The sequence below is a fragment of the Ruegeria sp. HKCCD6428 genome (assembly GCF_013110595.1).
Lineage (GTDB): Bacteria > Pseudomonadota > Alphaproteobacteria > Rhodobacterales > Rhodobacteraceae > Ruegeria.
On the sequence record NZ_WVQX01000002.1, the window covers coordinates 546,711 to 568,932 of the forward strand.

The 22,222-nt window shown below is 56.8% G+C and carries 20 protein-coding genes and 1 tRNA gene; 11 read left to right on the plus strand and 10 right to left on the minus strand.

Annotated elements, in window-relative coordinates; translation table 11 throughout:
* The first annotated feature begins 562 nt into the window (after positions 1-562).
* The 5 genes from GS620_RS07895 to GS620_RS07915 are packed head-to-tail and all read left to right on the plus strand — an operon-like array spanning position 563 to position 8,526.
* Positions 563-2,572 (plus strand): class I SAM-dependent DNA methyltransferase, encoded by a 2,010-nt coding sequence (locus GS620_RS07895; RefSeq protein ID WP_171615063.1) that lies wholly within the window; start codon positions 563-565, stop codon positions 2,570-2,572.
* Positions 2,569-3,948 (plus strand): restriction endonuclease subunit S, encoded by a 1,380-nt coding sequence (locus tag GS620_RS22265; RefSeq protein ID WP_171615065.1) that lies wholly within the window; start codon positions 2,569-2,571, stop codon positions 3,946-3,948. The genes GS620_RS07895 and GS620_RS22265 overlap by 4 nt, the downstream gene beginning before the upstream one ends.
* The gene (locus tag GS620_RS07905; RefSeq protein WP_171615067.1) at positions 3,945-4,820 is read left to right on the plus strand and encodes an abortive infection family protein; all 876 of its coding nucleotides are present in this window, start codon (positions 3,945-3,947) and stop codon (positions 4,818-4,820) included. The genes GS620_RS22265 and GS620_RS07905 overlap by 4 nt, the downstream gene beginning before the upstream one ends.
* Entirely contained in the window at positions 4,817-7,810 is a 2,994-nt protein-coding gene (locus tag GS620_RS07910; RefSeq protein ID WP_171615069.1) for a type I restriction endonuclease subunit R, read from the plus strand. Before GS620_RS07905 ends, GS620_RS07910 begins: the two co-directional genes overlap by 4 nt.
* On the plus strand, positions 7,810-8,526 hold the full coding sequence (locus GS620_RS07915) for a hypothetical protein (RefSeq protein WP_171615071.1): 717 nt from the start codon (positions 7,810-7,812) through the stop codon (positions 8,524-8,526). The genes GS620_RS07910 and GS620_RS07915 overlap by 1 nt, the downstream gene beginning before the upstream one ends.
* A gap of 344 nt (positions 8,527-8,870) precedes the next feature.
* On the opposite strand, the gene GS620_RS07920 is transcribed toward GS620_RS07915, so the two are convergent.
* From GS620_RS07920 to GS620_RS07960, 9 genes are all read right to left on the minus strand, one after another.
* The gene (locus GS620_RS07920) at positions 8,871-9,332 is read right to left on the minus strand and encodes a hypothetical protein (protein ID WP_171615073.1); all 462 of its coding nucleotides are present in this window, start codon (positions 9,330-9,332) and stop codon (positions 8,871-8,873) included.
* The gene (locus GS620_RS07925) at positions 9,329-9,778 is read right to left on the minus strand and encodes a hypothetical protein (RefSeq protein ID WP_171615074.1); all 450 of its coding nucleotides are present in this window, start codon (positions 9,776-9,778) and stop codon (positions 9,329-9,331) included. Before GS620_RS07925 ends, GS620_RS07920 begins: the two co-directional genes overlap by 4 nt.
* 92 nt (positions 9,779-9,870) lie before the next feature.
* Positions 9,871-10,203 carry a hypothetical protein gene (locus GS620_RS07930; RefSeq protein ID WP_171615076.1) on the minus strand — a complete coding sequence of 111 codons (333 nt, stop codon included), beginning with the start codon at positions 10,201-10,203 and terminating at the stop codon, positions 9,871-9,873.
* Positions 10,200-11,153 carry a DNA-primase RepB domain-containing protein gene (locus GS620_RS07935; protein ID WP_171615078.1) on the minus strand — a complete coding sequence of 318 codons (954 nt, stop codon included), beginning with the start codon at positions 11,151-11,153 and terminating at the stop codon, positions 10,200-10,202. The genes GS620_RS07930 and GS620_RS07935 overlap by 4 nt, the downstream gene beginning before the upstream one ends.
* Complete coding sequence (locus GS620_RS07940) at positions 11,143-11,742, minus strand: hypothetical protein (RefSeq protein WP_171615080.1); 600 nt, start codon at positions 11,740-11,742, stop codon at positions 11,143-11,145. The genes GS620_RS07935 and GS620_RS07940 overlap by 11 nt, the downstream gene beginning before the upstream one ends.
* On the minus strand, positions 11,739-11,960 hold the full coding sequence (locus GS620_RS07945; RefSeq protein WP_171615082.1) for a hypothetical protein: 222 nt from the start codon (positions 11,958-11,960) through the stop codon (positions 11,739-11,741). The genes GS620_RS07940 and GS620_RS07945 overlap by 4 nt, the downstream gene beginning before the upstream one ends.
* Before the next feature lie 213 nt (positions 11,961-12,173).
* The gene (locus GS620_RS07950; RefSeq protein ID WP_171615084.1) at positions 12,174-13,166 is read right to left on the minus strand and encodes a site-specific integrase; all 993 of its coding nucleotides are present in this window, start codon (positions 13,164-13,166) and stop codon (positions 12,174-12,176) included.
* Between the two features lie 157 nt (positions 13,167-13,323).
* Positions 13,324-13,400 (minus strand) — tRNA-Pro (locus GS620_RS07955).
* A gap of 390 nt (positions 13,401-13,790) precedes the next feature.
* Positions 13,791-14,906 (minus strand): class I SAM-dependent RNA methyltransferase, encoded by a 1,116-nt coding sequence (locus GS620_RS07960; protein ID WP_171615086.1) that lies wholly within the window; start codon positions 14,904-14,906, stop codon positions 13,791-13,793.
* 297 nt (positions 14,907-15,203) lie between these two features.
* Here GS620_RS07960 and GS620_RS07965 point away from each other — a divergent pair, with 297 nt between their 5' ends.
* From GS620_RS07965 to nqrF, 6 genes are read left to right on the plus strand one after another with little or no spacing between them, the layout of a single operon-like run.
* On the plus strand, positions 15,204-16,547 hold the full coding sequence (locus tag GS620_RS07965; protein WP_171615088.1) for a Na(+)-translocating NADH-quinone reductase subunit A: 1,344 nt from the start codon (positions 15,204-15,206) through the stop codon (positions 16,545-16,547).
* A gap of 5 nt (positions 16,548-16,552) precedes the next feature.
* Positions 16,553-17,761 (plus strand): NADH:ubiquinone reductase (Na(+)-transporting) subunit B, encoded by a 1,209-nt coding sequence (locus tag GS620_RS07970; protein ID WP_171205059.1) that lies wholly within the window; start codon positions 16,553-16,555, stop codon positions 17,759-17,761.
* Positions 17,754-18,581: a Na(+)-translocating NADH-quinone reductase subunit C gene (locus tag GS620_RS07975; RefSeq protein ID WP_171205060.1), complete on the plus strand. Its 828-nt coding sequence runs from the start codon at positions 17,754-17,756 to the stop codon at positions 18,579-18,581. Before GS620_RS07970 ends, GS620_RS07975 begins: the two co-directional genes overlap by 8 nt.
* Positions 18,581-19,234 (plus strand): NADH:ubiquinone reductase (Na(+)-transporting) subunit D, encoded by a 654-nt coding sequence (locus tag GS620_RS07980; RefSeq protein ID WP_171615090.1) that lies wholly within the window; start codon positions 18,581-18,583, stop codon positions 19,232-19,234. Before GS620_RS07975 ends, GS620_RS07980 begins: the two co-directional genes overlap by 1 nt.
* A complete protein-coding gene (gene nqrE, locus GS620_RS07985; RefSeq protein WP_171615092.1) occupies positions 19,234-19,842 on the plus strand; it encodes an NADH:ubiquinone reductase (Na(+)-transporting) subunit E in 609 nt (202 codons plus the stop codon). The genes GS620_RS07980 and nqrE overlap by 1 nt, the downstream gene beginning before the upstream one ends.
* 10 nt (positions 19,843-19,852) lie before the next feature.
* Positions 19,853-21,076 (plus strand): NADH:ubiquinone reductase (Na(+)-transporting) subunit F, encoded by a 1,224-nt coding sequence (gene nqrF, locus GS620_RS07990; RefSeq protein ID WP_171169459.1) that lies wholly within the window; start codon positions 19,853-19,855, stop codon positions 21,074-21,076.
* A 59-nt stretch (positions 21,077-21,135) separates the two neighbouring features.
* On the opposite strand, the gene GS620_RS07995 is transcribed toward nqrF, so the two are convergent.
* Positions 21,136-22,149 carry an NAD-dependent epimerase/dehydratase family protein gene (locus GS620_RS07995; protein ID WP_171119141.1) on the minus strand — a complete coding sequence of 338 codons (1,014 nt, stop codon included), beginning with the start codon at positions 22,147-22,149 and terminating at the stop codon, positions 21,136-21,138.
* Between the last annotated feature and the right edge of the window lie 73 nt (positions 22,150-22,222).

Here is a 22,222-nt window from a genome sequence, read left to right on the forward strand (position 1 = left end):
GGATTCGAACCTCCGACCCCTGCCTCCCGAAGACAGTGCTTGAGTGGCTTCTTGTCTGTCGCTGACACGCACTGCACGACACTTGCACGCATCTATCTGCTCAAGAACGTCCGTGTTGTCAGTAGCTTGGTTGTCGCACGCAAGGTTACTGAGTTCAACACGCTTCGCCACAGCAACATACTTTCACGATGATCGAAGGTGCAGCGCATCGCAGCGGAGGTGCAGCGGAACCAACCATCGTAGATGCTGTGTCACAAACAAACGCGACGAAGCTGCGATAGCGCACATCAACTCTTCAAACTCTGTCCACGTAGCCGACTGTCCCTAACTCGTCGCTCAAAGCACTCCCCCCGCCAGAAACCAAACGCGGGGGCTTGATGATGCACGCTGCGCGGGGGGATGTCGGTAGTCCCCCGGTATGTGCAAACCGGGCGTGTACTTGGGACGTTGCTACACGTAGCGGCACGACTGGTCATGCAACGCAACACTGTGTAAACTTTACACAACTCTGCGGTGCGTCCGCAGACTCAGCACAACAAAGTATAGCAGTGAGGTAGGGTCGATGGCCGATCCCAAGGTGAGTAGTCTCAGTTCGTTCGTATGGTCTATCGCAGAGATACTACGAGGCGACTTTAAGCAGTCCGAGTACGGCAAGGTCGTCCTCCCGTTCGTCGTACTGCGTCGCCTCGACTGCATCCTCGCTGATACGAAGCAAGCAGTACTTGATGCGGACGCTAGTTTGCCCGACGGCGTTGATGACGCCACACGTGACATGATGCTGTTTGGCACCGTCGGTGGTAACGTGAAGGTATACAACCTGTCACGCTTCACGTTCGACACGTTGAAGGGGCAAGACCCCAGTCAGTTGCATGACAACCTGATCGACTACATCACCAACTTCTCGCCAAACGTACGCGACATCTTTCTCGACAAGTTTCTGTTCACCGAACAACTCAAACGCCTGAAGGAAGGCGGCATCCTGTGGAACGTGTTCGAGCGGTTCACCGAGATCGACCTGCACCCTGATACAGTGTCCAACATCGAGATGGGGTATCTGTTCGAGGAACTGATCCGGCGGTTCTCGGAGATCAGCAACGAAACAGCCGGTGAGCACTTTACGCCGCGCGAGGTCATCAAGCTGATCGTCGACCTGTTGATCGCCAACGATGACGCCAAGCTGACAGGTGGCGGCATCATCCGTCAGGTGTACGACCCGGCTTGTGGAACTGGCGGCATGCTCGCGTTAACCGAAGAAGCGTTGAAACAGTTCAACGACCGCATCCGCGTCGAACTGTTCGGGCAGGAACTCAACGGCGAAAGCTACGGTATCTGCAAGTCGGACATGCTGGTGACGGGCCACGATCCAGAACAGATCGCGTTCGGTAACACGCTGACGCAGGACGCACATGCGTCGAAGCAGTTTCACTACATGCTCTCCAACCCGCCCTATGGCGTGGACTGGAAGAAGTATGCAGACCCGATCAAGGACGAGAACGCTGAGATGGGTCATGAAGGACGTTTCGGTGCTGGCCTGCCACGTATATCTGATGGGCAGTTGCTGTTCTTGCAGCACATGATCAGCAAGATGCGAGACGATGAAGCCGGATCGCGCATCGGCATCGTCATGAACGGGTCACCACTCTTCACTGGCGGCGCGGGTTCAGGTGAGAGCGAGATACGCAGGTGGATGCTTGAGAACGACTGGGTTGAAGCCATCGTCGCTCTGCCAACCGACCTCTTCTACAACACCGGCATCCAGACCTACGTGTGGTTGTTGACGAACCGCAAGCCGGTCGCGCGACAGGGCAAGGTGCAGCTGATCGATGCCAGTGGCGAGACCTTCTGGAAGGCGATGCGCAAGTCGCTCGGCTCGAAGCGGCGCGAGATACCGGATGAAGCACGCGACGAGATCGTACGCATCTACTCTGCCTTCACAGATGCCGACAAACACGTGTCGAAAGTGTTCGACACCACGGACTTCGGCTATCGCGAAGTACGCGTTGAACGTCCGTTGAAACTGAACTTCCAAGCGTCGGATGAACGCATCGCTCGCTTGTCAGACGAGAAGGCGTTCATGAAACTGGACGAGCACGTACGCGACGCCATCGAAACGGCACTGCGCGGTATGCCCGACGAACTGATAACTAACCGCGACCGGTTCGACACAGGCTTGATCCAGACGCTTAAGGCTGCGGGCATCAAGATCGGCGCTCCCATCAAGAAGGCGATCCTGTCTGCGCTATCGGAGCGGGACGAAGATGCCGATATCTGCACCGACAAGAAGGGCAACCCCGAAGCCGACAGCGATCTACGTGACAACGAACTCGTGCCGCTGAGCGAGGACTGGCGCGACTATATCGCGCGCGAAGTCACGCCGTTTGTGCCCGACGCCTGGGTGGATGAAACTCATGTCGACGCAAGCGACGGCGAGGTCGGACGCGTCGGCTATGAGATCAACTTCAACAGATACTTCTACAAGTACGTGCCACCCCGACCGCTTGAAGAGATCGACGCTGAACTGAAGTCACTCGAAGCAGAGATAGCGGGGCTGCTAAAAGAGGTGGCGGCGTGAACCTCGAAGCCAGAGCGCATCCGGCGCGTGAGCGGTTGATCGTTGAGAACGAGTTGCCGCAGTTGCCGACTGACTGGAAGGTGGTTCGGTTCCGCTTTGTCTTCTCGGAGAGCAAGGAGAGAAACGGGGCGGAACCAGTCGGCGAGATGTTGTCGGTGTCGGAGTACCGGGGTGTGGTCCCACGCGTTTATGACCATGCAGAACAGCAGCGGACCGCAGAAGAACTGGAAACCTACCGCGTAGTGCGTCCGGGCCAGTTGGCGGTGAACACTATGTGGCTCAACCATCTCGGGTTGGGTGTGTCCGATCACCTCGGGCACGTCAGTCCCGCATATGCTGTGTACAACATATCTGATGAGTTGGACGGGAGGTACGCACATCACCTCCTACGTTCTCAGTTCTACCTTAAGATATACATGCGCTACTTGTACGGTATCAGACCGAACTCGTTTCAGATCAAGAGCGATGACTGGAACTCGATACCGATGATCGTTCCACCGCTCAACATGCAGAGGACCATCGCAGACTTCCTCGACCGCGAGACCGCACGCATCGATCAGTTGATCGAGAAGAAGGAGCGGTTGGTCGAGTTGATGCGTGAGCGTGAAGAAGCTGCGTTCCTTGGTGCTGTGCTCGCTCGCAGTCAACATGGTGAGCGTAGGGCATCTGGGGTCGAGTGGATCGGCGACATCCCAGTGAACTGGAAAGCACCGAAACTCACACAAGTTGCCCGACAGGAAACAGGCCACACGCCGAGCCGTAAAGTAGAGGCCTACTGGGTGCCGGAGGAGTGCGTGATACCTTGGGTTTCGTTGGCCGATGTTTGGCAACTGCGTTCTGGTGAAGTCGTCTTCCTTGAAGACACGCAAGAGAAGATAAGCGAGCTCGGCATGGCCAACTCTGCGGCTAGGCTTCTTCCTGCCAACACTGTTCTTTTATCTCGCACTGCGTCAGTTGGTTTCCCGGCGATCATAACCAAACCGATGGCTTGCACACAGGACTTCGCCGCTTGGATCTGCGGACCAAGGCTCAGAGCGACTTATCTTTACTATGTGCTTCGCGCCATGAAGCCAGTGTTTCGCCGTCTTATGATGGGTTCCACTCACCAAACCATCTACATGCCGGATATACGAGCGTTCCGGGTTCCGCTCCCACCTCTGGATGAACAAGACGCGATCAGTCGTGAGTTGGAACAGTCCATCAAACTGTTTCGGCGGTCGGCAAGTGCAGTCGATGCGTCAGTAGCCCGGCTACGTGAGTTTCGCTCAGCGATGATCACCGCTGCAGTCACTGGTCAGGTCGATGTCACGACATGGGGCAAGCAAGGCAGCACCGACCGTCGCCTCGATCAGATCGACGAGGAGATGTCGGCTTGAAACTCTCTTCGAACGGCAGAAAGGCACTGGTGGACATCATCACCGGTAACACAGAGGTCAGCCCGTATCGAAGCGGACCTGAACTGATCGAGTTTTTCCATGACTTCGGCGAACGTGACCTGTATGGGCAAGGTTTCCCGGCCCGGGCTGGATACTGCGCCGACAAGTTGGACAAACTCAACGGCTCCGCCGCGATGCAAGGCGTTATCTTAGCAGCCTTCGACTTCCTTCATGACGAACGGTTCAACGCCGAAGATGAAGCGCGAAAGTTCAACAAGCTGCTGGCGCGAGACGGCTTTCGGCTCGTGATCGAGTACGGCCCCGGTCGTATGCAGGGCGATACCTACGAGCGAGGCGAGCCCTACTTTGATCTTCAGTCGTTGACAGCACCGACGCTCGCTCCAGAAGCACTTGCCGCCATCAGTCATGCCGCAGTCAACGAACAGATCACTAAAGCGAACCGAAAGCTCGAAACGGGTGACTTCGCTGGTGCCATCGCCAGCGCCTACACACTCGTAGAAGAGTTGTTGAAGCACATGCTTCGCGCGGCAAACACTGATCACAAGGAAACAGACGGCGACATCCGCTCGTTGTACAAAGCCGTTCGAGCACCGCTTGGTCTCGATCCGTCAGCCGACAGCATCGACAAACCACTGCAACCGATCCTTACCGGGTTTCAGCAGTTGGTCACAGGTTTGTTCGAGATATCCAACAAGGCAAGTGACCGACACGCTCGGAAGTACCATCCCGCAGGTCATCACGCACGGCTTGCAACTAACGCGGCCTTCGCGCTGTGTGACTTTCTTGTTGAGAGTTTCGAGTACCAGAAACAACGAAACGCCAAACCGCACAACGGGGACAGTGCCACATGACGACCCACACCGCCTCCAGCGCACACAAAGAGTTTGTCGTTCAACAGCATCTCATCGACGAGTTGCTTAGCGGCGAGGGATACGTTGAACGCGATCCTCTAAACGACTACGAACGCAAGTGGGCCTTAGATGCGGGTCTGCTTGTACAGTTTCTGCAAGCCACGCAGCGTGATGAGTGGGACAAGCTGGTCGCGCACTACTCAACATCCGCACAAGATACCCTCTTCAAGCAACTTGATAAGGAGTTGAAGGCGCGTGGTGCGCTCGATGTGATGCGCAACGGCATAAAGATCGTTCCAGGCATCAAGTTCGCCCTGTGCTTCTTCCGACCTGCGAGCGGTCTATCTCCACAGCGTATCGCAGAGTACGAAGCTAACATCCTCAGTGTGATGAAGGAGGTCGAGTACAGCCAGAAACATGGCAACCGGCTGGACATCGTTCTGTTTGTCAACGGCATACCCATCTCAACGATGGAAGCGAAGAACACGCTTACCGGCACCACGTTCAAGCACGCAGAACGGCAGTACAAGACCGACAGATCGCCCGCAGGTGAACCACTGTTGACGTTCAAGCGTGGCGCACTGGTCCACTTCGCGTTCGACGAAGACAACGTGTCTATGACGACGCGGCTTGCGAACGGAAAGACACGCTTTCTTCCGTTCAACCGTGGACGTGAAGGCGGTGCGGGCAACCCAGATGTCGAAGGTGAGTTCCGGGTGGCTTACCTGTACAAGTCAGGTGACTGGGGTAAGGCCATCTTCTCTCGCGAGGTGCTGCTCGACGTCATCGGGCGTTTCATGCACCTCGAACGTGATGCGAAGCAGGAAGTCATGATCTTCCCACGCTTCCAGCAACTTGCAGCCGTTCGCAGATGTATCGATCATGCTCGCGCGAGTGGAACCGGTCACAACTACCTGATCCAGCACTCCGCAGGTTCCGGTAAGTCGAACACGATAGGTTGGCTCGCGCATCAGGCTATCAACCTGCACGACGCCGATGACAACCCGGTGTTCAACACGGCCATCATAGTAACCGACCGGATCGTGCTTGACCGGCAGCTGCAGTCGACCGTCTCGCAGTTTGAGCAGGTTGCCGGTGTGGTCAAAAAGATCGATGGCACATCGAAGCAGTTGAAAGATGCCATCGAGAAAGGCGCACGGATCATAGTCACGACCATCCAGAAGTTCTCAACCGAGCATCTTGAAGCGATCACCGGTCAGGGCACGCGCAACTTCGCTGTGATCATCGACGAGGCGCACAGCAGCCAGTCGGGCAAGGCGGCGCAGTCGATGGCACAGGCGCTGACGCGTGAGGCAGAAAGCAGCGACGATGTAGAAGACATCATCGCTGCGTACCAGCAGAGCCGTGGTCCTCAGTCCAACATCAGCTTCTTCGCGTTCACGGCAACACCCAAGAACACGACGATGGAGCGTTTCGGTACTGTCGGCGCCGACGGTCTTCCGCATCCGTTCCACACGTACTCGATGCGGCAAGCCATCGAAGAGGGTTTCATCCTCGACGTGCTGCAGAACTACATGACGTACAAGGCGTACTACGAACTTGAGAAGGCTATCGAGGACGACCCGACGCTCAGCGGTCGCAAGGGTCAACGCAAGGTGGCTCGGTACGCTTCACTGCACCCCACGGCTATCGGTCAGAAAGTCTATGTGATCGTTGAGCACTTCCGTCGACACGTCATGCAGGAACTAAACGGCCAAGCGAAAGCGATGATCGTGACGCAGAGCCGCGAACACGCCGTGCGCTACTTTCTTGGCGTGAAGAAGTACATCGAGGATGAGGGATACGACGACCTCCGCGCGCTTGTGGCGTTCTCAGGATCGCTCGACGTGGACGGTGTGACATACACGGAACCAGACCTGACAGGTTTCTCGGAGAGCGAACTGCCGGGTCGGTTCGACGGCGTGAAGAAGGACGGAACGCTTTACCCAGAGCAGTATCAGATACTGATCGTTGCGGAGAAGTATCAGACTGGGTTCGACCAACCAAAGCTGTGCGCGATGTATGTCGACAAGAAGCTGGCGGGGCTGCAGGCGGTGCAGACACTGTCGCGTTTGAACCGGATCAGGCCGCACAAGAAGACGTTCGTGCTCGACTTCCAGAACACTATCGAAGACATCCAGACCGCTTTCCGTCCGTACTTCGAGATAGCGGCACTCGAAGCGATGACCGATCCCAACCAAGTGTATGAACTTGAAGGTCGGTTGATGACGTTCGGCATGCTCGACCGTAACGAGATCGAGAAGTTCGCCACGACGTTCTTCAAGGGTGATCTGAGTGGCGGTGATCGCGCCATGCTGCAAGGTCTAGTGAAGCAAGCCGTCGGACGGTTCGAAATCGAAGACGACGAAGGGCGACAGGAAGAGTTTAGGCAACTATGCCGCAGTTACCTGCGTTTCTACACGTTCGTCTCACAGGTCATGAACCTTTCGGATACCTGGCTTGAGAAACTGCACACCTATCTGTCTTGGCTAGTGCGCATGCTACCGGATCGGGACGTGCCGCCCGAGATCGAGATCACAGACGACATGCTGACGCTGCAAAAGTTCAAGATAGAAGAGAAAGAGCGGGGCGACGCATCGCTGTCGCCGGGCGATCATGAAGCGTTGAAAGCTATCGAGGAGTTCGGTGCGAAGCCGTACACCGAAGATGAGCAGAAGGAACTGTCGGAGATCGTAAAGGCGTTTAACGACCGGCACGGTACCGAGTTCACTGAAGCCGACATGTTGCGCTACGAAGGCGTCAAGCAAGACATCATGGACGATGATCTGACTGAGATGCTGCGTAACAACGCGCCGGATGTCGTCTACAACGCTTTCAAACAGGCTTACTTCATGGGCGCTATCAAGTCGTTCGGGCGTGACGCCGAGATGAAGAACATCTTTATGCAGGACGGGGAGGTGCGTGAGCGCGTCATCAAGCACATGTTTAACCGGGCGATGCGAGAAGCACGCGAAAGCAACATCGCGTGATGAGTAACGACATGGGCAACTCGCAAAAACTGACTGTCGATGAACTGATCAAAAACGCGGAAGATCTTTTGGATATCGGTCAGTATCGTGCCGCGGTCATGGAGGCCTTCACCGCTCTAGAAGAAAGAGTGGCAGACGTTGTTTTCAGCCAGTTAGAGAACCAAGCAAAGCTTCCGAGCGAACTTGTACAGTGGCTGAAGTCAAAGACGAAGTTCAGTTTTGAAGATCGCCTACACCCGATCGGAGCCTTCGCCCTCGGCAAAGCTGTCGATAAAAACTCGTCGCTGTGGGAAGACTATAAGGCTGCAAAAAAGATCAGAAACGATGTTTCGCACACCGCACGCGTGGTTGAGCGCCACGAGGCTGAAAGGGTCATAGAAACGGTTCGCGAGTGGCTCGAGTTTGTCCAAGGAGCAGACGACGCGCCTTCGGTCTTCCACGAGAACGATCTTGCCAAAGAGTTCTTTCTTGTTTTCTCGATCTTCTTCTCTCGGTTTTCTGGCTCGAGCAGAAAACGGAGCGGTCAAAGAAGCGGAAACTATACCGACCTTATCAGCGAAGGGCCCTTCACCCCGGAAGAGAAGAACCAACTATATGAGGTCATGTCGGTCCGAAACAGGTTAGCCCACGTGCAAGATGTACCCGACGAGGTCCTGAGAAGCGCCACCGACTATCTCAAAAAGATGAACTTCAAAAACAAAGGCAGGGAGTTTTAACCCAAGCCGGCGTTCTTTAGGCAGGAGTTTTAGAGGTCGTCGCAAAGCTAGATAACTTAGCGATGCAAAGGACCACTTTGTTTGAACTTCCGGCGATATCCTTTCGCACTTTTGGTATGCGTGTGACTTCCAAGAAAAGAACAGCTTACGCCCCGCACGTTTCACTGTGACTACTGAGTCACTTTGGCAAAGTCGTTGGTATCCCTACACGTACTTCTATGCCGACATGCACACGTCCCTTCGGACGCCTTCGGCGGGATCAGTTGTGGGCCAGATGAGGCTCGATGTAGCGCTTTGTGTCACCTAAAGTCAAAGTCCCACTTTGTAGGCAAACGCACGACAAGTCATCCAGCGGCGCTCTCAAAAGCAACAATGTTGTTACCGACTTGAGAGATATCATATGGTGCGTCGCACGTGAGGCTGTTTTCGGCGATACGCGCCCACTGCTTTCCTGTGCCACTGAACACACGATGCAAAACAGTCGCTCCACGCTCGAAGCGAAGGATACCTTGCTGATGTAGTTCTTCAACCGTCCGCCATGATAGTGCTCGCCCTCCGACCGCCCTCACAGCATCTTCAAAGACACAGTGAGGGCGGCCGCCCGTTTTCATGATGTGCAGCACCATCCCCAGTACAAGACGTCGGGCAGCGGGCGATGCCTGCAGCAAAGCTAGCATGGCCGCCTCGTCGGAGATCCGAACCGCCGGTACGCCGGAGAGTCTTCTTTCCTCCAAACGACAGAAAGCCGCGACATCGGCTCGGTTCGCACCGCTTGCAGCCTTTCGTCTTGCTTTTCGGTTGATCAAGTGCCCGCCTCCTTTTTGGCCCGGTCAGCCTCGTCGATGCACGCTCTTGGTTCCTCGATGACTACCGGCTCGTGACGAACATCTCGCGCGTTGTCGGGTGGGAACGGAACCTCGCTTTCAGCTCTCTGTGCTTCCATAAACGCGGCAAACTCAGGGTCACGGAGCACGTTTCCAAACTGCACCAGTGCTGGTTCTATCTCCCAGCGCTTGCCCCGTACTGTGTATCGGGCAAGTCCAAGTGCGCCAAGTTCCTTGGCAGCTTTGGACACTCTCGGTTTGGATAACTCCAGAGCTGCAGCGATCTCGACGCATGACACCGATACATAGGGTGTGTCCATACTCATCCGACGCACGAGGTGAGCCAAAACCAGACGGGCATCTCGTGAACTGTCAACGAGCGCGTCAAACACATCGAAGGCAGCCTTCACCCAAGAACGCGGCGGCATCAGATCGTCACCTGCGTTGGACACTAGGTTGACGCGTGTAGTGATGCTGTTTGCGTCTCGGCGCACTTCCGCGAACCTGCGGCTTGATCCGGTCACAGACATCGATCAAAGCCCATGCTGCTGCGCCCTTCGCAAAAGGTTGCATCTGTTGGCAACTTAGGTGTCGAAAAGTTATCTCTCAGGGCAACTTTCTCGAAGAGATATCCAAGTAGAACAGATGCTTGGGCAAGGCCTTTTCTAAGATAACGCATACCATCGGCAAAAACCCTGCTCACGGTTAGCGGCATCCCAAAAGTTGCCCTGGCATCCCTCTCGACGATCTCAGCCCTCTCCCGTAGCCAAGCGGCCCGTTCGGTCAACGACTCGATCTGATCTATGGTCACCTCGACAAGGCGGCGAAGTTTCGGAGCACGCTCGGAGATCATCGCTTTCCTGCCTTCACTCTACCGCTGCCGCAAACGGCCTGCATCGCTCGCCGCACAGTTCGTTCGACATACCGCACGCCAGCATCCGTCTGACGAGTTGCGCGCTCCTGTGCCTTCTCACTCGTTTCCATCAGCATAGCGGCGACATGTTCAGGACGGTCGCCTGAACGCAGCATAACGCACGCCATCTCGAAGTCGGCGCGGCTGCGATCACCGCCATGCCGTTCAACTGCATCTGCCAGCATCTCTGCGACTTCCGCGATGTCGTCCGCATGCTCGGCTAGAGCATCAACATGCACTGGCGCAGCTTCGTCTCCTTCTTGTGTATGCCGTTCTGCTCTTAACAGAGCTTCTGCCAGCAGCCTGTTCGACGGCCTGAAGCACGATGGAAGTTTGGTGCCGTGGCTCTCGCCGCTTGACCGGATCATCACGAGAGGCGGCGCGCCATCAGTCATCGCCCGGCTTGGCTTCGGGTTCATCGTTCCCGGCAAACGACCCGGCTGCGACGGTTTCGCGCTCCCGGGGTCTCCGCAGTAGCGCTCGGCGAGCAGTTTAGACGTTGCTCGGTGAACTTCGACAGGTTGCTCGCGCCCCGGCAGCGAACACCACACTTGCGCGCGTGCCGGCGATGTCTCGACGACAAGCGACGGCACTATGCCGTCGTAGGCCATCAGGCTCAGCACTTCATCGAGCGTGCCGGCTGTGTCCAAGTCGAGCAGTACGTGCACCGGGCCGCCGACCGGACGCATGAACACGTTTAGCCCTTGTGCCGACCGTCTTCCGAACTGCTTCCACTCGCTGATCAACTCGTCGGGCGACATCATCATCGTCTTGATGCATCGTCCATGGGTTCCATCGCTCGGCTGCGTCACGAGCTTGATCTCGAAGTGCTTGCAGGGCAGCGCGCGCGTTACGTGCCTTAGAACCCATCTGCGCCCCTCAACAGCCATCGAACCGTTCTCCTGCAGAACCGGTATCGGTCCCGGCGAAGCCGCCCCTTGGGGACGTGTGGACGTTGTCGTGCCAAGCGTCCCAGATGTGTCCCCAAGTATGGCCGTGCTTGATGTTGCTGATCGTAGTCAGACTGCACTCGAACCGCTGTGCGATCTCGGTCAGTGACACGGTGCCAGCGCCGACCAAGTCCAGCACTTGCCAGACTTGTTCGGCGGTCAACTTCACGTTCGGTGCACGATCACCGATAGGTGCCGTGCCCTGTTCGTATCGGTCAAGCGCGTTCTGCTGTCGTGTGCCATGCATCAAGTGATCAGGGTTGACGCAAGCGCGGTTGTTGCATGTGTGCCGGGTGTCCCACTCATCGCGCATGTTCAGATCATCACGGCAAGCGACGATAAACCGGGCTATCCGCATCTTGCTTCTGTCGATACCGATCTGAGGTCTGCCGTTGTCTCCGTGGTTGCCCGTCACGACGATGCATCCGCCATCAGTCACGCAGTCGAAACGTGCTGCGATCTTGTTTAGTAACTCGCGGTCATCAGGATGTACGTTCAGTTTGTCCAACTGGTCGGCAAGCACGTTCATCGCACGCATCCCGGCTGCCTGTCGGTCTGCACTTCCCGTTGTTTGTGTTCGTAGTCGCGCACATCGATCAGCTTGTAGCGCACTGCACCTGCGATCTTGGTGAACGGCACTGGCGAGTTGCGTGCGCTACGCTGGTTTGCAAGCCACTTTGCGCTGACCTTCCAACGGTCTGCAAGTTCGGTGGTGGTAAGGAAGATATCGTCTTTGAAGGTTTGCATGGCTGCTCCACTTAGGTTGGATGCAGCCTCCGCGACGCCACTTCTACGAAAGTGATCGGACGTCGTGTTCTTTGGTCTGACTTACGTTCTGACTGAAAGCCATCCTAGTCCATCCTAGACCCAAGGTCAAGCCATCCATATCTATATCTTGTGCCATGAGGCCGGACGCAGGCTGCATGACACAACATACAGTGCATGGGAGCGCGTGCGGTGTCACTCGGCATCGTGCATAGTTCGCATCTTTGCGACAACGTCCGTCGCACGTAGTCTCGCGTATCGTTCGAGCAGCACGCCCGCGTCACGGTGGCCGGTCAGAACTTGAACTTCGGCGACCGACCAACCGTCGAGTAGTTTGTCGGTCGCTGCTTGCGCCCGCAGATCGTGTAGTCGGATGTCGTCGACGCCAGCACGCGCACGTAGACGTTGCCAAGCTAGTCGCACAGCGTTTGTGGTTATCGGCAGGACACGTCCATCGTCACGGGGCAACTGGGAAAGAACGGAAACGGCACGTGGCGACAGTGGGACCAGTCTTGCGTGTCCGTTCTTGGTCTTCGGTAGCAACACGGTGCATGTATCAAGGTCAACGTTGCACCACTCCATCGACAGCAGCTCGCCTCGGCGCATCGCTGTCTCGCGCGCCAGTACGAGTAGCGGGCGCATCAACGGGTTCAAACACTTCCCGGCAGCATCGAGCAGCTGCTGCCACTCGTGGTCTGTGAGTCTACGCTCGCGCCGGTCGTCGACGCGCGGTCGCTTTACGTGCCGCACCGGGTTCATACTTGTGTTGGCTCTGTCACCGAGCTGCCTGTCGATGGCCGTTTGTATCAGTGACAACTCGCGTACCACAGTCGATGGCCTAGCATCTCGCATGCGCAGGTCACGCCACTGCACGATGTCATCAACCGTGAGCACGTCGATGCGTAACTTTGCCATCCTCGTCCGCGCCAGTGCGTGCAACCGCCACCGTTCGCCAGCCTGCTCGTCCGCCAACTGATGCAGGGCATCGGCCAAAGCTAACTCTGGTACTGCATCGGCACCCACCAACTTACGCTGACCGAAGACATCCGATCGCTCGGCGTTGGTCTCGGTATCTCTGGCCCACTTCACGGCGTCGGCTCGTTTCGTGAACGTCTTGCTCGCACTGCGGCCTGCACGTCGAACCGTCGCTTGCCACTTACCGCTTGGTCGCTTGTTGATCGTCGCCATCTCGCATCTCTCCTTGTGCGATGAGGGACGCGCTTGGTGCAGCAGATGGCGGGCCTTTGAAGTGCTAAGTGCAGCGGACGTGCAGCGATAAGACGAACAACGAGCTTGCGTTGCGTACAACCGCTTGGAGATGTCGTTGAACATCAAGCAGTTGATCTGGTCGGAGTGGCGAGATTCGAACTCACGACCCCTGCCTCCCGAAGACAGTGCTCTACCAGGCTGAGCTACACTCCGACCGTGGCGGGTGATCTATACGCGGCGTGTCTGATGCGCAAGAGGATTCTGTATTTCGATCACTCGAATCTTTCGAACGCAACAACCAAAAAAGGGCGGCGCACCGATAAGGTCGGAACCCGGTAATTTGAGCAGGTCTTCACGATTCGAAAAAACGAGCGGTTGCTTGTCTGCGTTCTTCTGGTTGATCGGCAAGCAAGAGTTTCCGCCAACTTGTTCGCCCTTGCCGGGCAGGTCACGATTGCACCGGTGCCAAGACGTCGAGAGGTTCACAGGCACGTTGAGAGACAAGGGAATCGCCCCCCTTTGCAACGGAAACCCTGTGGTTTTCTTGTCCGCTCTCGCCCGCGCAGCCATCGTCATGAATTGGTTGTGAAGCGTCCCAGGCAATCACGGCAAGCGATCTGTTTTGTACAGACGAATTTTGGTTCCACCATGGTCGACGACCGGTCCTGGCGCCAGCAAAGGCAGACGTGTGGCCCGGGCAAGCCCCGGAGCGCTGGTGATCACGCCGACCCGCCATCCCCGGAACCGGTTCATCAAGGTCTTGCCCATCGCACCATAGACCGAACGCAAGCGTCTTTCGTCACCAATCCGCGCCCCGTAGGGCGGGTTCACAATGACCAGCCCCGCAGGACCTTCGGGGGGCTTTATGTCACTGACGGAACGCTGTTGAAACTGCGTCACAGCAGCGACTTGCGCCCTTTCGGCATTGGCAGTCGCCGCGTCGACCGCGCCCGAGTTGCGATCCGAGCCGTAGAAAGTAAGCGCGCATTCCGCCGTCTTCGTTTCCTGCCGCATTTCCTGCCACTGATCAGGGTCAAAGCCCGCCAGGTCCTCGAATGCAAAACTGCGGGAGCGGCCAGGGCGCAGACCCAGAGCGATCTCGGCGGCCTCGATCACGAAGGTACCGGATCCGCACATCGGGTCCAGTACGGGTTCATCGCCCGAGTAGCCACACTCTCTCAGGAACATGGCGGCCATTGTTTCGCGCATTGGGGCCTTGGCAATGGCTTCCTTGTGACCGCGTTTGTGCAACAGCTCGCCGGAACTGTCGACCGAGATCGTGCAGATGTCTTTCTCGATTCGAAGCAAGACCCGAAGGTTTGCCTCGGATGAAATCGAGGTGCCCAATGTCTCGGATATTGCCCGCTCGATCCTCTGACGCGCTGCACCGGCGTGATAAATTCTGGATTTGCGGCTGATGGCGTCCACCTTGACCGGCACGTCAGGACGCAAAACGGTGCCCCAAGGAAATTTCCGAGCACGTTTGTCCAATTGGGCAAGGTGCACGGCGGGGAAACTGCCCAGTCGCACCAGAACCTTGTTGGCGCCGCGCAGTGTCAGGTTGGCGCGCCAGACCTCGGGCCATGAACCCCGGCATGTCACCCCGCCGGGTACAGTTCTGACCTGCGCGAATCCGTTGAGTTCCGCCTCGTCACCAAGAGGCGCTTCGAGGCCCGGCGTGGCAACCAGAAAGATTTCCAAATCTGTGTCTTTTTCCATTCCGGTTGCTTACACTGGAACCTTGGTGGGCGCGATATGCAATTATACGCCATGGATTCAGAGGAAATGACCGATCAATCGAAGGATTGTGTGGTTCATCCTCAAGTTTTGGCGGTAACAGGTTTGCGTTTGTGACCTTCCCCGCGTAAAGGGTCCTTGATCGGAAATACGCCTGCGGATTTTGGACCGTTTTCGACGCTTTTGCGACGGAGGTTCAAAAAAACCGCGCTATTGCATGACCCCGAAAGGGCGTTGGCAGAGCTGGCGCAGAAAAGAGGCTTGGAAGAACGTAGCAACATGCAAACTTTCAAACTGAAAAAGGGGCTGGATCTGCCGGTGGAAGGCGCTCCTGACCAGACCATTCACCCGGGCCCGGAATACTCGACCGTTGGCGTCCTGGGCGGTGACTACATCGGCCTGAAACCCAAGATGCTGGTGCAGGAAGGCGACAGCGTTGTACGTGGCGCGCCGCTGTTCTGTCACAAGGACGCGCCTGACGCGATGATGGTCGCACCGGTAAGTGGCAGGGTCGTCGCGATCAACCGTGGTGCCCGTCGGGTGCTGCAAAGCGTCGTGATCGAAGTGACAGATGTCAATGACGCCGGTGTTGATTTCTCGGGCATAGGGGATGCCGACAGCGCCGAAGGCGTGACGGCCAAGCTGTGCGCCGCCGGCCTGTGGACGTCGTTCCGCACGCGTCCCTATTCGAAAATGCCGAACCCCGGCGCCAAACCGGATGCGATCTTTGTCACCGCCATGGACAGTGACCCGTTGGCCGCTGACGCTGCCACAATCATTGCCGAGGCGGCCGAAGAATTTACCGCCGGTTTGGCGGCAGTCAGCACATTGACCGAGGGCAAAACCTATCTTTGCCAAAAAGAGGGTGACACGATACCCGGCGCAGATGTCGCCGGTGTCGAAGCTGCATCTTTCGCAGGCCCGCACCCATCGGGGCTGGCCGGAACGCATATTCACTTCCTCGAACCCCTTGCAGGCGACAAGCAGGTCTGGACCATCGGGTATCAGGATGTCATCGCCATTGGCCGCCTGATGCTGACCGGCCATCTGGATCCGAATGTCGTGATTGCCCTGACGGGGCCGGGTGCGCGTCAACCGCGTTTGATCCGTACCGTGATGGGCGCATCAACTGACGATCTGACCCGCGACGAAGTCGATGTGGACGGCACGCCCCGTGTCATTTCGGGTTCGATCCTGTCGGGCCGGCGCGCAGACGGCCCGACCGCCTATCTGGGCCGGTTCGCGCGCCAGATCAGCATCATCCGTGAAGATCCCGATCAAATCCCGTTGGGCTGGATTCGTCCGATGCCGTCGAAATACGCGGTCCAGCCTGTATTGGGTTCGGCATTCGCCAAGAAGCTGTATGCCTTCACGTCCAACCTGAACGGCGGGCGTCGGGCCATGGTGCCCACAGGTGTTTTCGAAGACCTGATGCCGCAGGACTATCTGCCCACTCAGTTGCTGCGGGCGCTGCTGGTAATGGATACGGACACTGCCCAAGCCCTGGGTGCGCTGGAGCTGGACGAAGAGGATCTGGGCCTTGTGGGCTTTGCCTGTCCGGCAAAATATGAATACGGGCTGGCGCTTCGCGACTGCCTGAGCAAAATTGAAAAGGAGGGCTGAGCCGAATGGGTTTGCGCAGCTTCTTTGACAGGATCGAGCCGAACTTTACCAAGGGCGGCAAGTACGAAAAGTACTTCCCCATCTACGAGATGGTGGAAAGCTTCATCTACACTCCAAAAACCGTGACCACAGTGGCGCCGCACGCGCGGTCCTATGTGGATATGAAGCGGATCATGACCTATGTCGTGATCGCGACGATCCCCTGCATCCTGTGGGGGATGTGGAACACCGGCTATCAGGCGAACTCGGCGATTGCTTTGCTGGGGCCGGAATCGGCCACCGGCTGGCGGATTGCTTTGTTGCAGATGTTCGGGATTTCGCTGGACCCGTCCAGCATCTTTGCCAACGTCATGCATGGTCTGATGTATTTCCTTCCGATCTACATCGTCACGCTTGTCGCGGGCGGTATCTTCGAGGTCATCTTTGCCACCGTGCGCGGCCATGAGGTGAACGAAGGCTTCCTTGTTACATCAATGCTTTACACGCTGATCATGCCTGCTTCGACGCCCCTGTGGCAGGTGGCATTGGGCATCATCTTCGGCGTCGTGATCGGTAAGGAAGTGTTCGGCGGCACCGGCAAGAACTTTCTCAACCCCGCGCTTGTGGGGCGGGCGTTTTTGTATTTCGCCTATCCGGCGCAGATGTCGGGGGATGCGGTCTGGACACCCGTTGACGGGTTCTCGGGCGCAACTGCATTGGGCGTGTCTGCGGCCGAAGGTGTGCAGGCACTGGCCGCCGAAGGCATCACCTGGTCGAGCGCGTTTTTCGGCACCATTCAGGGCAGCTTTGGCGAAACATCGACACTGGCCTGCATGATCGGTCTGGCTTTCCTTCTGATGACCAGGATCGCCAACTACCGCCTGATTGTGGGCTGTCTGGGGGGCACCATCGGCTTTACCCTGCTGTTGAACCTGATCGGATCGGATACCAACCCGATGTTCGCGATGCCGTGGTACTGGCATATCGTATTGGGCGGTTACGCTTTCGGGCTGGCCTTTATGGTGACGGAACCGGTTTCGGCCAGCCACACCAATGTAGGGCGTTATATCTACGGCGCTTTGATCGGAGTCATGGTCGTGATGATCCGCGTGATCAACCCGGCTTTCCCCGAAGGGATGATGCTGGCAATCCTGTTCGGCAACGTCTTTGCACCGCTGATCGATTATTTCGTCGTGCAAGCCAACATCAAACGGAGGGCGCGTCGCCATGTCTGATACGCAATCCCCAGATCAAAACGAGGCACCCAAGGGCGCATTGGCCAAATTCCTGGCGGCGTCGCCGGATTCTGTTGGCAAGACGATCTTCATCGCCGTTGCCGTCTGTCTGGTCGCCTCGATGGTAGTGTCTGCGGCCGCAGTCAGCCTGCGCCCGGTGCAAGAGGCCAACCGCCTGAAGGACAAACAGGTAAACGTTCTGCAAGTTGCGGGCGTGTTCGAACCGGGCATCGACGTAACAGAGGCTTTTGCCGCCTTCGAACCACGTGTGCTGGAGCTGTCCACAGGCACCTTCGTCGATGATCAGTTTGATCCGACTACGTTTGACGACATCGCCGCCGCCAGCGATCCAGAGCTGAGCGTCGCGCTGGACAATGACCCAGCCGGTATCGGCCGCAAATCCAAGTACCGTGTTATCTATCTGCTGCGCGATGATGCGGGTGATCTGGACAAGGTGATCCTGCCTCTGCACGGATACGGCCTGTGGTCGACGCTCTATGGGTTTATCGCGCTTGAAAACAACGGCAACGATATCTACGGCCTGCAATTCTATCAGCATGGTGAAACTCCGGGTCTTGGGGCCGAGGTGGACAACCCGCGCTGGAAAGCCTTGTGGAACGGGAAAAAGCTGCGCGACGAAGCAGGTGATCTGCAAATCACCGTTGCCAAATCGCAGCCCGCCGCCGGGCCAGATTTCTATGTGGATGCGTTGGCGGGGGCCACGCTGACCTCGGTCGGCGTCGACAACCTTGTGAAATTCTGGATGGGCGATGCGGGCTATGGTCCCTTCCTGGCCAAACTTCAAGCAGGAGAGATTTGATGTCCCAGACCAAGAAAGAGATGCTGGTCGACCCGCTTGTCGACAACAATCCGATCACATTGCAGGTGCTGGGCATCTGTTCGGCGCTTGCGGTGACATCATCGCTGCAAGTGTCGATAGTGATGGCGCTGGCGGTGATCTTCGTGACCTCGTTTTCGTCGTTCTTCATTTCATGCCTGCGCAACCAGATCCCCGGTTCGATCCGGATCATCGTTCAGATGGTGATCATCGCGTCGTTGGTGATCCTGGTGGACCAGATCCTGAAAGCCTATGCTTTCGAGATTTCGAAAACCCTGTCGGTTTTCGTCGGCCTGATCATCACCAACTGCATCGTGATGGGTCGCGCCGAGGCATTTGCGATGAAGAACCCTCCGGTTGCGTCCTTCATCGACGGAATGGGCAACGGCATGGGCTATGGTCTGATCCTGCTGCTGGTCGGCTTCATTCGCGAGCTGTTTGGCGCGGGGTCGCTGTTCGGCGTCACGATTCTGGAAACCGTCAACAACGGCGGCTGGTACGTGCCCAACGGCATGCTGCTGTTACCGCCCTCGGCGTTCTTCATCATCGGTCTGATCATCTGGGCCTTCCGCACATGGAAGCCGAACCAGGTGGAAGAGCGTGAATACAAAATTCAGCAGGTAGAGGCCCACTGATGGAAGGTCTGATCTCACTGGCCGTAAAGGCCATCTTTGTCGAAAACCTTGCGCTCAGCTTTTTTCTTGGCATGTGCACTTTCATCGCCGTGTCAAAGAAGATTTCGACAGCGCTGGGGCTGGGGATTTCGGTCATGGTCGTGCAGGCCATCACCGTACCTGCCAACAACCTGCTGCTGAACTTTCTGCTGAAACCGGGCGCGCTGGCCTGGGCCGGGTTCCCGGATGTGGACCTGACCTTCCTTGGCCTGATTTCCTATATCGGCGTGATCGCGGCGATGGTGCAGATCCTCGAGATGGTTTTGGACAAGTATTTCCCACCGCTTTACAACGCGCTGGGGATCTTTCTGCCACTGATCACGGTGAACTGCGCCATCCTTGGCGGGTCGCTGTTCATGGTGGAGCGTGACTATAACTTTGCCGAGGCGGCGACTTATGGCTTGTCTTCCGGTTTTGGCTGGGCACTGGCAATCACCGCAATGGCCGGAGTACGGGAAAAGCTGAAATATTCGGACATTCCCGATGGTCTGCAAGGTCTGGGCATTACTTTCATTACCGCAGGTCTGATGGCTATGGCCTTCATGTCCTTCTCGGGCGTGAAACTGTAAGGGGGCGTTGATGGAAACCTTTACCTTAGGCGTAGCTCTTTTCACCGTAATCGTTCTGGCATTGGTGGCCATCATCATGGCCGCCCGATCCAAGCTGGTATCGACTGGAAACGTCAACATTACGATCAACGGCGAAAAGACGATTTCCGTTCCGGCAGGTGGCAAGCTGCTACAGACACTGGCTGCCGAGAAGCTGTTTGTCCCTTCGGCCTGCGGTGGCGGCGGCACCTGTGCGCAGTGTCGGGTGCGGGTGCATTCGGGGGGCGGGTCGATCCTGCCGACCGAAGAAAGCCATATCACGAAACGTGAAGCGTCATGTGGTGATCGCCTGTCTTGCCAGGTGGCGGTCAAGCAGGACATGGATATCGAAGTTCCGGAGGAAGTATTCGGCGTCAAGAAATGGGAATGTACCGTTCGGTCGAACGAAAACGTAGCGACCTTCATCAAGGCGTTGATCCTGGACCTGCCCGAGGGCGAGGATGTGAACTTCCGCGCCGGTGGCTACATCCAGATCGAAGCACCAGCACACCAGTTGAAATACACGGATTTCGACATTGAAGAGGAATATCGCGAGGATTGGGATCGCTTCAATCTGTGGCAATATGAATCGGTGGTGACCGAACCCATCGAGCGCGCCTATTCGATGGCCAACTACCCGGACGAAAAAGGCATGATCATGCTGAACGTCCGCGTAGCCTCGCCGCCGCCGGGGTCCGAAGGCATTCCGCCGGGTCAGATGTCGTCCTACATCTTCAACCTGAAGCCGGGTGACAAGGTCACCATTTCAGGCCCATTCGGCGAATTCTTTGCCCGTGAAACTGACAAAGAGATGGTCTTTATTGGCGGCGGCGCCGGTATGGCACCAATGCGCAGCCATATCTTTGATCAGCTCAAGCGTCTTCAGAACCGCAACCGCAAGATCAGCTTCTGGTACGGTGCGCGGTCGAAGAAAGAGATGTTCTTTGTCGAAGACTTCGACAGTCTGGCTGAAGAATTCGACAATTTCGAATGGCACGTGGCCTTGTCGGACGCGCAGCCCGAGGACAATTGGAAAGGCTATACCGGCTTCATCCACAACGTATTGTTCGAAGAGTACCTCAAGAACCACCCAGCGCCTGAGGATTGCGAATACTACATGTGTGGTCCGCCAATCATGAACCAGTCGGTCATCAACATGCTGCTGGATCTGGGCGTGGACCGCGAAGACATCATGCTCGACGATTTCGGCGGGTAAGGAACAAAAAAGAACCGGCGTTGAAGACGCCGGTTCTTTCATTTGGCGATAGGCCTACGTTATTTTCCGTAATAATCTCGGTACCACGCAACGAACTGGGTGATGCCGTCTTTCAGGTCTGTCCGGGGACGATAGTTCGTCAGTCTTTGTAGCAGCCGATTGTCCGCCCAGGTGGCATGAACATCACCCATCTGCATCGGCATGAAGTTCTTGATCGCCTTCTGCCCCACGGCCTGTTCGATGGCTTCGATGAAATCCATCAGGCGCACTTTTTCTCCGTTGCCGATATTCACGATGCGGTAGGGCGCGACGGGGGACAGGCTGTCTCCGTCCTCGATACCCTCACGGCTGGCTGGCCGCACCGGAGGCACATCGATCAGCAATCTGATGCCGCGTACAAGGTCTTGGACATGGGTGAAATCCCGGTGCATGTCGCCGTGATTGTAAATGTCGATCGGGCGGCCATCCAGGATGGCGGCGACAAATTTGAAATACGCCAGATCCGGCCGTCCCCAGGTGCCGTAGACGGTAAAGAAGCGGAACATGGTCGTCGGCAAATCCCAAAGATGCGCATAGGAATGCCCCATCGCCTCATTCGCCTTCTTTGTCGCGGAATAGATGGTCAGTTGGGTGTCGGCTTTTTCCGTCTCGGTAAACGGCATGTCTTCGTTGGCACCGTAAATGGAAGAGGTCGATGCCATCAAAAGATGATCCACCTTATGTTGCCGTGCAATTTCCATCACGTTGAATGTTCCAACGACATTCGATTCAACATAGCTGCGGGGATGGTCCAAACTGTGTCTCACACCGGCCTGAGCCGCCAGATGAACAATGACTTCCGGCTGAAATTCTTCGGCGACCTGCATCAACCGATCAAAATTTTCCAACCGATCCTCGGTTGCCGTGAACCCGGGTGTCTGAAGCAGAATTTGATGCCGACGCTGTTTCAGGACCACATCATAGTAATCCGTCATCCCGTCGTATCCATGCACGCGGAACCCCTCCTCTAACAGCAGCTTCGCCAGATGGAACCCGATGAACCCCGCAGAGCCCGTAATCAAAACCCGTTTCATAGAACCCTCAAAACGCCCTGCACTATCATCGCCGAACAAAAGGTTCTGCCCCTGATGCCGGGTCAAACATTTT

Bases quoted from the DNA above. Each gene is read 5' to 3' on its own strand.
- GS620_RS07895 (WP_171615063.1), top strand. From the start codon at position 563: ATGGCCGATCCCAAGGTGAGTAGTCTCAGTTCGTTCGTATGGTCTATC.
- GS620_RS07910 (WP_171615069.1), top strand. From the start codon at position 4,817: ATGACGACCCACACCGCCTCCAGCGCACACAAAGAGTTTGTCGTTCAA.
- GS620_RS07915 (WP_171615071.1), top strand. From the start codon at position 7,810: ATGAGTAACGACATGGGCAACTCGCAAAAACTGACTGTCGATGAACTG.
- GS620_RS07925 (WP_171615074.1), bottom strand. From the start codon at position 9,778: ATGCCGCCGCGTTCTTGGGTGAAGGCTGCCTTCGATGTGTTTGACGCG.
- GS620_RS07930 (WP_171615076.1), bottom strand. From the start codon at position 10,203: ATGATCTCCGAGCGTGCTCCGAAACTTCGCCGCCTTGTCGAGGTGACC.
- GS620_RS07935 (WP_171615078.1), bottom strand. From the start codon at position 11,153: ATGGCTGTTGAGGGGCGCAGATGGGTTCTAAGGCACGTAACGCGCGCG.
- GS620_RS07940 (WP_171615080.1), bottom strand. From the start codon at position 11,742: ATGAACGTGCTTGCCGACCAGTTGGACAAACTGAACGTACATCCTGAT.
- GS620_RS07945 (WP_171615082.1), bottom strand. From the start codon at position 11,960: ATGCAAACCTTCAAAGACGATATCTTCCTTACCACCACCGAACTTGCA.
- GS620_RS07950 (WP_171615084.1), bottom strand. From the start codon at position 13,166: ATGGCGACGATCAACAAGCGACCAAGCGGTAAGTGGCAAGCGACGGTT.
- GS620_RS07960 (WP_171615086.1), bottom strand. From the start codon at position 14,906: ATGGAAAAAGACACAGATTTGGAAATCTTTCTGGTTGCCACGCCGGGC.
- GS620_RS07965 (WP_171615088.1), top strand. From the start codon at position 15,204: ATGCAAACTTTCAAACTGAAAAAGGGGCTGGATCTGCCGGTGGAAGGC.
- GS620_RS07970 (WP_171205059.1), top strand. From the start codon at position 16,553: ATGGGTTTGCGCAGCTTCTTTGACAGGATCGAGCCGAACTTTACCAAG.
- GS620_RS07975 (WP_171205060.1), top strand. From the start codon at position 17,754: ATGTCTGATACGCAATCCCCAGATCAAAACGAGGCACCCAAGGGCGCA.
- GS620_RS07980 (WP_171615090.1), top strand. From the start codon at position 18,581: ATGTCCCAGACCAAGAAAGAGATGCTGGTCGACCCGCTTGTCGACAAC.
- nqrE (WP_171615092.1), top strand. From the start codon at position 19,234: ATGGAAGGTCTGATCTCACTGGCCGTAAAGGCCATCTTTGTCGAAAAC.
- nqrF (WP_171169459.1), top strand. From the start codon at position 19,853: ATGGAAACCTTTACCTTAGGCGTAGCTCTTTTCACCGTAATCGTTCTG.
- GS620_RS07995 (WP_171119141.1), bottom strand. From the start codon at position 22,149: ATGAAACGGGTTTTGATTACGGGCTCTGCGGGGTTCATCGGGTTCCAT.